Annotated in this window: 15 protein-coding genes; 3 read left to right on the top strand and 12 right to left on the bottom strand. The window is 52.6% G+C overall.

Annotated elements, in window-relative coordinates; translation table 11 throughout:
* Positions 1 to 2 precede the first annotated feature (2 nt).
* The 9 genes from ccmI to ccmA are packed head-to-tail and all read right to left on the bottom strand — an operon-like array spanning position 3 to position 7,172.
* Positions 3 to 1,250 carry a c-type cytochrome biogenesis protein CcmI gene (ccmI, locus tag ELY33_RS02585; RefSeq protein WP_126943501.1) on the bottom strand — a complete coding sequence of 416 codons (1,248 nt, stop codon included), beginning with the start codon at positions 1,248 to 1,250 and terminating at the stop codon, positions 3 to 5.
* Positions 1,247 to 1,717: a cytochrome c-type biogenesis protein gene (locus ELY33_RS02580; RefSeq protein WP_126943498.1), complete on the bottom strand. Its 471-nt coding sequence runs from the start codon at positions 1,715 to 1,717 to the stop codon at positions 1,247 to 1,249. The genes ccmI and ELY33_RS02580 overlap by 4 nt, the downstream gene beginning before the upstream one ends.
* Positions 1,708 to 2,235 (bottom strand): DsbE family thiol:disulfide interchange protein, encoded by a 528-nt coding sequence (locus tag ELY33_RS02575; protein ID WP_126943495.1) that lies wholly within the window; start codon positions 2,233 to 2,235, stop codon positions 1,708 to 1,710. Before ELY33_RS02575 ends, ELY33_RS02580 begins: the two co-directional genes overlap by 10 nt.
* On the bottom strand, positions 2,232 to 4,265 hold the full coding sequence (locus ELY33_RS02570; RefSeq protein WP_126943492.1) for a heme lyase CcmF/NrfE family subunit: 2,034 nt from the start codon (positions 4,263 to 4,265) through the stop codon (positions 2,232 to 2,234). Before ELY33_RS02570 ends, ELY33_RS02575 begins: the two co-directional genes overlap by 4 nt.
* A 52-nt stretch (positions 4,266 to 4,317) precedes the next feature.
* Positions 4,318 to 4,827, bottom strand: a complete 510-nt coding sequence (gene ccmE, locus ELY33_RS02565) for a cytochrome c maturation protein CcmE (protein ID WP_126943489.1) — start codon at positions 4,825 to 4,827, stop codon at positions 4,318 to 4,320.
* Positions 4,817 to 5,050: a heme exporter protein CcmD gene (gene ccmD / locus ELY33_RS02560; RefSeq protein WP_126943486.1), complete on the bottom strand. Its 234-nt coding sequence runs from the start codon at positions 5,048 to 5,050 to the stop codon at positions 4,817 to 4,819. Before ccmD ends, ccmE begins: the two co-directional genes overlap by 11 nt.
* Positions 5,050 to 5,790, bottom strand: a complete 741-nt coding sequence (locus tag ELY33_RS02555) for a heme ABC transporter permease (RefSeq protein WP_126943482.1) — start codon at positions 5,788 to 5,790, stop codon at positions 5,050 to 5,052. Before ELY33_RS02555 ends, ccmD begins: the two co-directional genes overlap by 1 nt.
* A 14-nt stretch (positions 5,791 to 5,804) precedes the next feature.
* Positions 5,805 to 6,503: a heme exporter protein CcmB gene (gene ccmB, locus ELY33_RS02550; RefSeq protein ID WP_208644195.1), complete on the bottom strand. Its 699-nt coding sequence runs from the start codon at positions 6,501 to 6,503 to the stop codon at positions 5,805 to 5,807.
* Between the two features lie 48 nt (positions 6,504 to 6,551).
* The gene (gene ccmA / locus ELY33_RS02545; RefSeq protein ID WP_126943476.1) at positions 6,552 to 7,172 is read right to left on the bottom strand and encodes a cytochrome c biogenesis heme-transporting ATPase CcmA; all 621 of its coding nucleotides are present in this window, start codon (positions 7,170 to 7,172) and stop codon (positions 6,552 to 6,554) included.
* Between the two features lie 259 nt (positions 7,173 to 7,431).
* Here ccmA and ELY33_RS02540 point away from each other — a divergent pair, with 259 nt between their 5' ends.
* Together ELY33_RS02540 and ELY33_RS02535 are read left to right on the top strand one after the other, a co-directional pair.
* Positions 7,432 to 7,890, top strand: coding sequence for a LexA family protein (locus ELY33_RS02540; protein WP_126943473.1), 459 nt, complete (start codon positions 7,432 to 7,434; stop codon positions 7,888 to 7,890).
* Positions 7,891 to 7,911: 21 nt separating this feature from the next.
* Positions 7,912 to 8,535 carry an IMPACT family protein gene (locus tag ELY33_RS02535; RefSeq protein ID WP_126943470.1) on the top strand — a complete coding sequence of 208 codons (624 nt, stop codon included), beginning with the start codon at positions 7,912 to 7,914 and terminating at the stop codon, positions 8,533 to 8,535.
* Positions 8,536 to 8,654: 119 nt separating this feature from the next.
* On the opposite strand, the gene ELY33_RS02530 is transcribed toward ELY33_RS02535, so the two are convergent.
* The 3 genes from ELY33_RS02530 to ELY33_RS02520 form a co-directional block, all read right to left on the bottom strand.
* On the bottom strand, positions 8,655 to 9,977 hold the full coding sequence (locus ELY33_RS02530) for a sodium ion-translocating decarboxylase subunit beta (RefSeq protein ID WP_126943467.1): 1,323 nt from the start codon (positions 9,975 to 9,977) through the stop codon (positions 8,655 to 8,657).
* 12 nt (positions 9,978 to 9,989) lie between these two features.
* Positions 9,990 to 11,804 carry a sodium-extruding oxaloacetate decarboxylase subunit alpha gene (oadA, locus tag ELY33_RS02525; RefSeq protein ID WP_126943464.1) on the bottom strand — a complete coding sequence of 605 codons (1,815 nt, stop codon included), beginning with the start codon at positions 11,802 to 11,804 and terminating at the stop codon, positions 9,990 to 9,992.
* 92 nt (positions 11,805 to 11,896) lie between these two features.
* A complete protein-coding gene (locus ELY33_RS02520) occupies positions 11,897 to 12,154 on the bottom strand; it encodes an OadG family protein (protein ID WP_126943461.1) in 258 nt (85 codons plus the stop codon).
* A gap of 127 nt (positions 12,155 to 12,281) precedes the next feature.
* Between ELY33_RS02520 and ELY33_RS02515 the strand changes: the two genes are divergently transcribed.
* Complete coding sequence (locus ELY33_RS02515; protein ID WP_244208553.1) at positions 12,282 to 13,280, top strand: tRNA dihydrouridine synthase; 999 nt, start codon at positions 12,282 to 12,284, stop codon at positions 13,278 to 13,280.
* Positions 13,281 to 13,496: the final 216 nt, after the last annotated feature.

The raw sequence follows: 13,496 nt of genomic DNA, 5'->3' as shown, positions 1-13,496 counted from the left end.
CGTTATTCAAAAACGCGATCAATAACAACATTTGCCGTCTCATCTTCACTAATAGGCCCAACGTTTACGCTCTCCAGATCACCAAAGAGATCACCAGGCTGAGGGGTTGCCTGGCCAGACTGAGAAACACGAACGACTAAGCGTGCTTCACGCACCTGAGAGATTTGCGCCTGGGGTGACATCGCAGCGGTGTCATCCAATACTACGGTCATAGGAAGTTCTGACACCTGAGCACGAATAACAGCGAGCGGTGGCAATTCGCCCTCGATGTCTCGTGCAGTAATAAACACGCTCGCATCGCCACTTACGTTATCTAATAGCGCTTTGTCTAACGATACGTTCACACGCACGCCCTGACGTTGGGCAGCTTCAACCGCCGCTGTTTCCGGCGATATCCCTAAACGCTCTTGAGCAACGCGAATACCTTCACGCAAAGAAGATGCCGTATCGGGATCTTCGATATTTGCGACAGCGCGACGCCAGCGGTCTATTGCCGTTTCATAGTCACCATTATCAAACGCATGAATACCAAGCAAGCCTAGCACCGTGGGCTGTCGCGGATCTTGCGCGAGTGTCTCGTCCACTAACGACTGTACCTCGGGAGTCAACTCACGTTCCGCCATAAAAAAACGTAGTTGGGCAAGCTGGGCAAGCAGCGGAGGGACTCGCCCCTCAATGGCAATCAATCGCTCTAATGCATCAGCGGCCTTGTCTGCCTGACCGGTTTCACGATAAAGCGGAAACAGTGAACTCCATACATTTGGGTTATTCGGCTGACGCGCGGCTTCTGCTTCCATGCGCTCTAGATACATAGCCAGTGAGCCATCAGGGTCGCTTTGCACTTCTTGCTGAATAGCGTAAAGCGTTAAATCGCCTTCTGCGCCGTTTTGCTGATACCAAAACGTACTCGCCCCCACCACAGCCACCATGACCAAGGGAACAGCCAGCCTGCCTGCCGTCGCCGCTCTTAAAGGGCGCTTAGTGCGGGTAGCCGTGTCTTCTAATAAGCTGCGCTCAAGCTCCAGGCAGTCTTCTTTAAACCGCTCCTCATCCATATCGCCACGTTCGTGGGCAGCTTCTAACGAGGCCAAACGGCGCTTAAAAATTGCCACGTTTTGCTCATCAGCGGTATCGTTAGCTTCAAAGTGATCTAGCTTGTCGCGCAACGTGCGGGCACCGCGCATCGGCGCTACTAATAACCAAAGCGCGGGCAATAATAATAAAGCAATCGCAATCCACAGCGGTGTCATGAAGACCTCTCGCGGTTAATCAGGGCATCCAGGCGGGCACGTTCTTCGGCGCTTAGCGCTTTCGCTGAGGCATTACGCCGAGCGCGGACCATCATCACGACGACAACCACGCCAAGCAGCACTAACGCTATTGGCAATCCCCATAGCAGGTAAGTGCGGTTTTCTAAACGCGGGTTGTAAAGGATGTACTCTCCAAACCGCTGCACCATGTGATTAACAATCTCGATATCCGATTGACCATCCTGGAGCAATTGATAAACACGTTCACGCATATCACCAGAAATCGGTGCATCAGAATCATCAATTGCTTGGTTTTCACACAAAGGACAGCGCATCGAAGCAGTCAGGTCGCGGTAACGCTGCTCCGTAACAGGATCGTCAAACTCACGTATCTCGATACCAGCTGCCATCACGCTGCTAGCCAATGCCAGCAGCGCGATAGTCAGCATTAAGCGTATTAACGCCATTTTTCCACCTCCGGCAGAATGCGCTCACGAACATCTTCCGGTGACACGTAGCCTTTGTGGTGGTAACGAATGACACCGTTCGCATCGACCAAGAACGTTTCCGGCGCACCGTAAACCCCCAGATCAAAGCCAAGGCTACCTTCTGGGTCAAAGACATTCACATCGAAGGGATCACCAAACTCGCTCAAGAATTCCAGTCCTTTTTCGCGAGTATCTCGATAGTTAATGCCGACCATACGAATTCCTTGGTCAGCCAGTTCTAGCAGCTGCGGCATTTCCTGCTTACAGGCGGGGCACCACTCGCCCCATACATTCACCAGAGTGACGTCGCCGGTTAGCAATGTTTGATCCACTTGACGATTTTCATCGCGCAGTGTTGTGGCCTCAAACGCTGGAAACTGCCTAGCCATTAACGCAGAATCGCGGTGCGAAGGGTCACGCCCAAGCCCTTGATAAAGAAAGAGCGCGACCCCCAAGAAGCCAATAGGCAATAGTAAAAGCAACAGGCGACGTGTCATACGGTAGCTTCCTTAGACGTTGCAGACCCAGACGTTGAAGCCCCAGGCGTTGCAGAAGCTGCCTTAGCAGATGATTTGCGCGATACAGCACGGCGGTATCGCTTATCGACTATCGCCAGAATGCCACCGAAGGCCATCAGCAACCCACCAAGCCATAGCCAGCGTACAAACGGTTTGTATTGAACGCGCATTGCGTAGCTACCATCGCCTAAGTCTTCGCCCATGGCCACATAAAGGTCACGGAAAAGCCCCGGGCGAAGCGCCACTTGGGTCATAGGCATGCCCGTCGCAATATAGAGGCGTTTTTCAGGGCGCATCACAAAGCTGCGCCCGGCGTCGCCACGCTGTACCTGGATAATGGACGTGTCTGCCAGGAAGTTGGGGCCTCGGCGGTTTGTCAGCTCTGTCATGGTGAACTGATAGCCTGCCACTTCAACAGTAGTGCCTGGCGACATACGCACGTTGCGCTCGATGTTGTAATTGGAAACAACCGCCACACCAACGATGGTGACCGCAATTCCCACATGACCAAGCACCATGCCCCAATATGCTAACGACAGCCTACGCAGCCCGGCCATAAAGGAGCTGGCATGGCGAGTTTTATCAAATAGATCGCGCACGATCGGCAGCACGATCCAGAGTGCCGAAACAATCCCTAGGGAAACCCACACATTCCATTCGCCGCCATATAGCAGCGGCATAACCCCGCCCAGCACTAGCGCGGCAGCGCCTGATAGCCATAGTTTTCGCCACAGCTCACTGGCATTCATGCTTTTCCAGCGAGCGATAGGCCCCAGCCCCATAAACATGCACATGAGTACCGTTAACGGCACAAACAGCGCATTAAAATACGGAGGCCCGACACTGATCTTGCCTAAGCCAAGAGAGTCTAGAATGAGTGGATAGACCGTTCCTAACAGCACGGTGACTGTCATAATGACCAGCATAATATTATTGACCAACAGCAACGAGTCACGGGATAGCCAATTAAACCCGACTTTATGGCTCACCCGGGGTGCACGCAGAGCAAAGATCAGCAGCGACAACGTCACAGTAATTGCCAACAACATCAAAATAAAAAAGCCGCGGGAGGGATCGTTAGCAAATGCGTGCACTGAGGTCAGCACGCCAGAGCGCACCAGGAACGTACCCATCAGTGACAGCGAGAAAGTAGAAATCGCCAGCAGCACCGTCCAGCTTTTAAACGAGCCGCGCTTTTCTGTAACCGCTAAGGAGTGCACAAGTGCTGTTCCTGTTAACCAGGGCAGCAAAGAGGCATTTTCAACCGGATCCCAGAACCACCAACCGCCCCAGCCAAGCTCGTAGTAAGCCCACCAACTTCCCAACGCGATGCCTACGGTAAGAAATGCCCAGGCCACATTGGTCCAGGGGCGCGCCCAACGGGTCCAAGCCGCGTCTAAACGCCCGCCCAGGAGCGCGGCAATCGCAAATGCAAATACCACAGAGAAACCCACATACCCCATGTAAAGCATAGGAGGATGAATAACCAACCCAAAATCCTGCAGCAACGGATTAAGATCGGCCCCATCTTGAGGCATATTGGGCAACAGACGCTCGAATGGGTTGGAAGTCATTAAGATAAACAGCAGGAAGCCAACGCAGACCATCCCCATAATGCCTTGCACGCGCGCCACCATGTCACGGGGTAAATCGCCGGAAAACACTGAAGCAGCATATCCCCAGCCTGCTAGCATCAAGCTCCACAGCAATACCGACCCTTCATGGTTTCCCCATACGGCACTAAACTTGTAGTACCAGGGCAGCAGTGAGTTTGAGTTATTAGCGACGTTTGCCACGCTGAAGTCATCCAGCATGTAACTAGACGTTAGGCACACATAGGCAATAGCAACAAAGAAAAACTGCCCTGTCGCCATCGGATGACCATACGCCATCCACAGTGGACGGCGCGTCGCCGCACCTGCAAGCGGCATCACCGCCTGAATGACGGCCATCAACAAGGCAATAACTAGGGCAAAGTGGCCTATTTCAGGAATCATTTTGATGAACATGAGCGCTCCGAATTAGCAGTGGGCATCACCGTCTGCCTGACACAATAAGACATTAATATTCGCTCGCTTGGGGGGTGCCTTCTTGCTCCAAACGCTTACCCACTTCAGCCGCTTTTGCCTGGAAATCTGCCGGGGAGTAACCTGCTTCTTCTAGCGCTTGCGCTACCTCGGGCGGCATATAGTTTTCATCGTGGCGAGCTAACACCTTATCGGCATATAAGCGCCCATCTGCCTGTAATTCACCTACCACCACGACGCCCTGCCCTTCACGGAAAAGATCCGGCAGAATCCCGCTGTAATAGACCTCCACGTCATCGACGTAGTCGGTCACGGTAAATTCAACATCCAGACTTTCGGGATCCCGAGACACTGACCCCTCTTTAACCATTCCACCCGCCCGAATCTGACGCTCCATGGGCGCATCGCCCTGAGCAATTTGCACTGGGCTAAAAAATAAGTTGATGTTGGAACGCAGCGCATAAAGCGTCAGCCCCACCGCTATCGCGGTTAATGAAACCAACCCTAAAATAACGAACAGCTTCTGTTTACGTTTAGGCGTCATTGCGAACATCCCTTTGAGCAGAGTTAACCGGTACTTGCGTGGACTGGGAATGCGCGTTTTGACGACGCACGCGACGTTTTACGCTTTTCAAAAGTTGACTGCGCTCTTGGCGCGCATGCCAAACTATGACCAGCATCAACAACGCAGTGATGCCCCAAGCCCCCCAGACATAAAGTCCGTGGCCACCCATGGCAAAAAATTCATTAAGCGAGGAAAAAGCCATTATCTCACCTCCTCCACTAACTCTTGCACCCAGCGCTTATTGGTTTCACGACGCAATATTTCGCTGCGAGTACGCATCAACGTCAGCGCAATAAAAAAGCAGTAGAAGCCCAGCACCATAATGAGCAGCGGTGCCCACATCTCCATGGGCATTGCCGAACGCCCAGTAATCGTAAACGAAGCGGGTTGGTGAAGGGTGTACCACCAGTCCACCGAATATTTGATAATCGGAATATTTATCACGCCCACCATCGCCAGCACAGAAGCTGCCCGCGAGCCGCTATCGCGGCTATTGAAAGCACCGCGTAGCGCAATAACACCTAAATACAAAAACAGCAGAATGAGCATGGAGGTTAAGCGCGCGTCCCACATCCACCAGGTTCCCCAGGTCGGCACTCCCCACACTGCGCCTGAAAAAAGCGCCACAAAAGTCATCGCAGCGCCCAACGGTGCCATTACGGTGGCTGCCATATCGGCCACCTTGATTTTCCAGACCATAAATACCAGGCCTGAAATCGCCATCGAAACAAAAATGGATTGCGCTAAGAAGGCAGCAGGAACGTGGACATAAATAATGCGAAAGCTATTGCCCTGCTGATAGTCAGCAGGAGCAAATGCCAGCCCCCAAACAGTGCCCACCAGCAACAGGAGTGCCGCCGCCGCCCAGAACCAAGGCTGCAGTTTGGCGCTAATCGAGTAGAACCACTTGGGTGATCTCAGTTTATTAATAAAGGCCCACATGGTGTTTTCGTCCTTTAACCGTTGATGCTGATGCGTAGCGATGCGGCGATAGCCCAGGGTGCTAGCATTAACGAAATCGCTAAAAGTGCGCCTAAAATAGCAATATGAGCTGCAATACCATCGCCTAGAATGGCGGCTTGTACGGCGCCTGCGCCAAAAATAAGCACCGGAATATAGAGCGGTAATACCAGCAACGACAACAGCACACCGCCTCGCGCTAGCCCTACAGTAAGCGCCGCGCCAATCGCACCAATCAGGCTAAGGCTTGCGGTTCCCAGCGCCAGCGAAAGCGCTAGAATCAGGTAACTACCGGCAGGGAGTGCCAGCATGATACCTAAAATCGGCGCCATGAGCGCCAATGGTAGTCCTGTCAGCAACCAGTGAACGGCCACTTTCGCAAGACTCAGAGCCGCCAGCGGCTGAGGGGCTAAAAGTAGCTGCTCCAAACTGCCGTCGTCGTAGTCGCTCCGGAACAGACTATCCAGTGAAAGCAGTGCCGCCAGCAACGCGGCCACCCACAGCAGCCCAGGCGCTATTTCTGCCAGCAACTGGGGGTCAGGTGAAATGCCGATCGGAAAGAGCGTAATCACCAAAGCAAAAAACACCAATGGGTTAAGCACTTCACCACGGCGGCGCAGTAAAAGCGTTAGATCTCGCTTAAAGGTGGCACTAACGGCAACCATGAGCCCACCGGAAGGTGCGTGCATCGACATGTCTGTGATGCCTGTCGTGGCGTGTGAGCTTGGCAACGCTGTCTCCTTCTAACCCAATTGAACGCGCCTAAGCACGGGTGATTCGGCTAACTCATGGTGTGTCGTCACTAATACACAGCCTCCCGCGTTGGCATGAGCAACAAGCTGAGCTTCTAATGCTGCCACTCCATGGCGATCAATGGCTGTGAAAGGCTCATCTAATACCCATAGCGCCCGCTGGGTAAGCGTTAACCTAGCAAGAGCCACTCGCCGCTGTTGGCCTGCCGAAAGCTGGCCGGCAGGCACATCTTCAAAACCGCTAAGCCCCACCTGAGCCAATGCTTCTTCGCGCTGACAATCGTTTCCCTGATCACCACTGAGCGCTTGGTACCACGTTAAGTTTTCCAGCGGAGTAAGGCCCGCTTTCACGCCAGGGGCATGCCCTAAATAGAGTAGATTAGCGAGAAAATGTTCACGCACCTCGCGCATTGAGTCGCCATTCCAATAAATATCGCCATGGTAGTCGCTCAACTGGCCAGAGAGAATTTTCAGCAACGTGGTTTTCCCGCTCCCGTTAGGGCCTTCAATGCGGACAATTTCGCCACGATGAATATCAAGGTCTAGCCCCTCAAACAGCCAGCGGTCGTCGCGCTCACAGGCTAGCTGTCGGGCTTGCAGGCAGAGGCTCAAGGATATCTCCAGGCACGTAGATTTTGCGGGGAACTCTACACGGAAAGCCCCTTTCTCGCCAGTCGCTCTCTGCGGCCTGGGGTCGCAGCACGACCCCACCCAGCGTCGCTTAAGAGCAATAGATAATTCAGAGCACTAGAACTGTATGCAAAAACAGGCCTATACTACGAACACTGTATGAAAAAACATTACCGATCATAAACACAGCAATCTGCTCAATTACACGCCTAGGGAGCGGGCGCTGCATTGGAGAAACAGCATGACGATGTCAATGCCAACACCCCTGAACGTTACTCAACCGTCACTTACTCAACCGCTGTCTCAAGGGCTTTCTCAAGGGCTTTCTCAAGGGCTGTCTCAAGGGCTGTCTCAAACGACGTCAAATGTCGGTCACGTTGTTTATTCGACATCTCGTGTAACGCGGCGCAATACCTATGCGCTTCGTGTGCGCGGCAACAGGATGTGTGAATGCAATCTCTTCGATGGCGATGTCATTATTATTCGCCGTTATCAGCAAGGTAGCCATCAAGAAACTGCGGTTGCGACGATTAATCAGCACGAAATGGCACTAAAGCAACTTTCAATTAGCCGTCTGGGCGTTCATCTATGGCCCGAAGATACGGCGATGCCAGCCGTTTTCCTGCATAATAGTGATATCCAGGTGCTGGGAATGGTCATGGGCGTAGAGCATGGCGTTAGTCATACTCGGCACCATTAATTCGCTGCCCAGGAGCATTAATTGCGCTACCAAGTTCCAGACTTAGCACCGGAGACATGGCATAGCACTGAAAATGAGGTTGAAAAAAGCCGTTTTCTCACGTGGATATGCCATGCACCCAACACCGCCAACTATCATGCATTGCTGCAGGCGGCAAAATCCGCTCACCCCAATGCAAGCCATCATTGCACGGCTTTTATTGCTGGTCCTCCTGGAGAACAAACGCATATTGGTTTCTCTGATGATGGCGAACCGGGCGGTACGGCAGGCAGACCCATGTACCAAGCCTTACTAGGCAGCCAGATGGGGGAAATAGCCTGTGTGGTGATTCGTTACTTTGGGGGCACCAAGCTGGGCACTGGCGGCCTTGCCCGGGCTTACGCGCAATCGGTTAACAGCGGACTTGAAACGTTACCCACACGCGAAGTCGTCGAACGAGATAGTTATCTGCTTCGCGTTGATTTTGCCTACGAAGCAGTAGCGCGCGCTTGGTGTAACGAGCAGAAAATCCCCGTTCAACATGCTGAGTACGGCAGTGGCGGTGTATGTTTAACCATTGGCTGGCCAAGGGATAACGCTTTAAATCTCGCCATGCTTGAAAACCGCCTAAAGACTGCCCTCGATATTCAAAAAGTGACGCCGTAGTGAAGCCAGTGACACGTCCAACAAAAAACGCGACTTACGCGAGCAATTGCTCGGTAAGCCGCGTTTTACATGCTGACAATTACGTAGCGATAGCTGCGCAATGTCACTACCCGTGAGTCTTAGCCTAAATATTTAATCATCACACCCGCCGCGACAGCAGAACCGATAACCCCAGCCACATTGGGGCCCATGGCATGCATCAGCAGGAAGTTATGCGGGTTCGACTCCAAGCCAACCTTATTAGCAACGCGAGCGGCCATCGGCACCGCAGAAACACCCGCAGCACCAATCAGCGGGTTAATCGGCATTTTGCTCACCATGTTCAACAGCTTCGCCATCAACACACCTGCGGCGGTACCAATACCAAACGCCACAATACCTAGGCCTAAGATACCCAGCGTCTCAAATGACAGAAAGCTTTCTGCCATCAGTTTAGAGCCGACCGCCAAACCTAGAATAATGGTGACGATATTAATCAAGGCGTTTTGTGCGGTATCCGATAAGCGCTCCACCACACCGCACTCGCGCATCAGGTTGCCAAAGCAGAACATCCCTAGCAGCGGCGCTGCATCAGGTAAAAAGAGCGCAACCAAGATCAACAATACGAGCGGGAAGACAACTTTTTCCAGCTTCGATACCGGACGCAGTTGCGTCATCTTAATTTGGCGCTCTTTCTGAGTGGTCAGCAGACGCATGATCGGCGGCTGAATCAGTGGCACAAGCGCCATGTAGGCGTAAGCAGCTACTGCAATAGCGCCAAGCAGCTCTGGGGCCAATACACTCGCAACGTAAATAGACGTCGGACCGTCAGCCCCCCCGATAATACCAATGGCCGCCGCTTGATTAAGGGAGAAGTCCATCACCCCCATCGACGACAGCGCAACAGCACCAAACAGCGTGGCAAAAATACCAAACTGAGCAGCCGCTCCTAAAAAGAGCGTGCGCGGGTTAGCCAATAACGGGCCAAAGTCGGTCATTGCCCCTACGCCCATGAAGATAATCAGTGGGGCAATGCCAGAGGCAATCGCTACGTTATAAAAGCTGTAAAGCATGCCATCGCCATAACCTACGTTCATGACGATATCTTTCGCCGCGCGTAACTGATCCGGGGCAGCGGCATCGTGGGCGATCGCCTTCAGCGACTCCCGCCAAGCTTCCACACCGCTTAATGGATCAAGGGTGGCGCCCAGTGCAGAGGCAATCTGTTGCAGTACTGCGGGTTTTGCCACCCCAATCGCCTGATCGAGCGCTGAAATTGCCAAGCCCGCCTCAGGTATATTGGCAAGAATGCCGCCAAACCCAATTGGCACCAGCAGCAGCGGCTCAAACTTCTTATAGATAGCAAGGTAGAGCAGCCCAAGCCCTACCAAAATCATAACCGCCTGACCAAGCTCGAGATTATAAAGACCAGAGCCTTCCCATAAGGTGATTAACTTATCCATTGCCGAATGCCCTTAAAGCTCGATCAGCGAATCGCCGACGGTGACGCTGTCACCCTCGCTGACGTTAACTTTCGATACGGTGCCGGCACTGCTGGCACGTACTTCGGTTTCCATTTTCATGGCTTCCAAAATAATCACCACGTCGCCTTCCGCCACTTGGTCACCAGGACGCACATTGACCTTAAAAATATTGCCAGCGAGCGGAGCATCAATGCTTTCCCCACTGGGTGCAGCAGCCTCCTCTTTGGGTGCGTTAGTGCTAGCGGCTACCTGCTCTTGCACCTCACCTATCTCTCCACCCTCAGACACCTCCACCACAAAGGCTTTACCATTAAGCTTGACGGTATACGTTTCCGGGCCACTTGAAACCACAGGCGCTTTGCTTTCAGTTTTTTTCGGTACGTTAGCGCTTTCTGCTTCAACCGCCTGGGGTGCAGGCTCGAAAGCATCCGGGTTGTCACGGTTTTTAAGGAATTTCAAACCGATTTGTGGGAACAGTGTGTATGTCAGCACATCGTCTATTTTCTGTTCGCCGTCAGCAATGCGAATGCCGTCTGCGCTGGCCTTCTCTTTGAGCTCGGTCGCTAGTTTGTCCATTTCTGGCGCCAGATTATCTGCCGGGCGGCAAGTGATCGGTTCGCCGCCTTCAAGCACGCGCTTTTGCAGCTCTGCATTAAACGGCGCGGGCGCAGAGCCGTATTCACCTCTTAAGATCGCTTGGACTTCTTTGGAAATGGACTTGTAGCGCTCACCCATCATGACGTTCATCACCGCTTGGGTGCCGACAATCTGGGAGGTCGGTGTTACCAAAGGAATAAAGCCAAGGTCTTCACGAACGCGGGGGATTTCATTCAACACGTCGTCAAATTTATCGCCAGCGCCCTGCTCTTTTAGCTGGCCTTCCATGTTAGTAAGCATGCCGCCAGGCACCTGGGCGATCAAAATACGTGAATCAATACCGCGTAACGAGCCTTCAAATGCCGCATATTTTTTACGCACTTCACGGAAATAGCTGGCGATATCCTCTAACAACTCCAGGTCAAGACCAGTGTCGCGATCGGTATCTTTAAGCATAGCAACGACGGATTCAGTCGGACTATGACCGTAAGTCATGGACATCGAAGAGATCGCGGTATCAACATTATCGACCCCCGCTTCAACGGCCTTCAAAATTGTCGAGGTCGATAAACCGGTAGTGGCATGGCAATGCAAATGAATAGGGATAGACAGTTCTTTTTTCAGCCGCGAAACAAGATCATAAGCGATATAAGGCGTCAGGAGCCCCGCCATATCCTTGATAGCCAGTGAGTCGGCACCCATTGCAGCAATGGTTTTAGCGAGCTCTACCCAGCTATCCAGGGTATGTACCGGGCTAACCGTATAGCAGATAGTGCCTTGTGCGTGACCACCTACTTTAAGAACTGCCTTGATGGCACGCTCAAGATTGCGCGGGTCATTCATCGCGTCAAATACGCGGAACACATCAACCCCATTGGTCTTGGCGCGTTCAACAAATTTATCAACCACATCATCAGCGTAGTGGCGATAGCCTAATAAGTTTTGGCCACGCAATAACATCGCTTGAGGTGTATTCGGCATGGCTTCTTTTAATGCCCGAATGCGTTCCCAAGGGTCCTCACCCAAATAACGAATACACGAATCGAACGTTGCTCCACCCCAAGACTCTAATGACCAGTAGCCAACGTTATCGAGCTTCTCGGCAATCGGCAGCATGTCATCAAGACGCAAACGAGTGGCAAATAGCGACTGATGGCCGTCGCGAAGAACAACATCAGTGATCCCCAGAGGACGTTTTGTTTCATTCATGGTCGTAGCTCACAGTTTTACGTTATGGATTTTTAGTAAATTTAACAAAGTAATTATTAATTGAGCGGAAAGATGACTACAAAACTGGTGTTTTATTTACGGCGCGAAGAACGATAACGATGCACTGCAGCACTAATTACCGCCATCACTTCATCATCTTGGCCTTTCGGTGTAGATGATTTTGCGTTATTACGACCGTTAGGCGCTGCCACCTGAGCAGGCTGAAAACGGCCAATCAATTTCGACATTAGCGTAACGCTAATCACCAAAACTGTAAGAAAAACAAACACAAAGCCCATACCCATCCCCATAAGGGAAAGTCCTTCTTGGAGTAACTCTGGCTCTTGCATACCGCATTCCCCCTCTTTCAAATGTTTATCGGCACACTGACAGCCTCTAAAGGCGCTTGGCGCAATGAGGCATATACACTAACCTGCCACATCCAGGATAGATTGCAATCGCGCCATAGTGGAAGTCATGGTTGTTAATTTACTACATAAAGGCAGGATAGGCCTAGCGCCTATGGAAGGCGTCATCGACGCATTAACGCGTGACCTACTGACTCAGCAGGCAGGGTTTGACTGGACAGTGACAGAGTTTGTCAGGGTGGTTGACGCACGCCTCCCACCTCGCGTGTTCTATAAACATTGTCCTGAACTGACAGCGGATCGCGTCGCTACTCCTAGCGGTGTTCCCGTGCATCTGCAGCTTTTGGGGTCAGATCCCGAAGCGCTCGCCAGCAACGCGCAACAAGCGCTTTCGTTGGGCGCCATCAGCATCGACCTTAATTTTGGCTGCCCCGCCAAACTGGTCAACCGCCATGATGGTGGTGCATCACTGCTACGCCAGCCCGACCGGGTCTATCGTGCCGTAAAAGCGGTTGCTGAAGCCGTGGAGGGCGCAATCCCTGTGACGGCTAAAATTCGCCTTGGTTTTTCTGATCGTCGCTTAGCAGTAATCTGCGCCCAAGCCACCGAAGCTGGCGGCGCTGCGCAGCTCGTCGTTCATGGCCGCACGCGCGATGAAGGTTATCGCCCGCCTGCTCACTGGGAGTGGATTGGCAAAGTCCGCCACCACGTATCGATTCCTGTCGTTGCAAACGGCGATATCTGGACACTAGAAGACTACTGGAAAGCTCGCACGCTTTCAGGCTGCCAGGATGTCATGCTTGGGCGCAGCGCCCTCTCAGACCCTTGGCTTGCGGCTCGCATACGCCATTGGCAGCGTACAGGCGAGCGTCTACCTGACACCACCTGGGCAATGCGCGCCAGCGTATTAAAGCAATACGCTGACTTACAACGGCAACACTTGCCAGAGCGGGTGGTGGTATCTCTGGTCAAGCAGTGGCTGGCACAAATGCGCCAAGGCAATACCGAAGCTAACCAACATTTTCAGCGCTTAAAACGCCTCACGGACCTAGATACACTGCTCGACAACCTGATTCCCAGCACATCACGTTGCAGCGAGCCCGTATAAGTTGTTCTCGACGTTAGATTAAACAAAAAAAAAGCGCCCACCGCTGTTTCTGCGGAAGGCGCTTTAAAACGATCGCAAGACCAAAGAAAAAGCCACATTGGTCAGGCTAAAATGAAAAAACCCGCATTCAACAGAAAGCGGGTTTTCAAAATTTGGCGCGCCCGGGAGGATTCGAACCTCCGACCCCCTGATTCGTAGTCAGGTACTCTATCCAGC

The sequence above is a fragment of the Vreelandella andesensis genome (assembly GCF_003989795.1).
In the GTDB taxonomy this organism is placed as follows: domain Bacteria; phylum Pseudomonadota; class Gammaproteobacteria; order Pseudomonadales; family Halomonadaceae; genus Vreelandella; species Vreelandella andesensis.
This window is presented reverse-complemented; position numbering and strand designations above follow the sequence as displayed.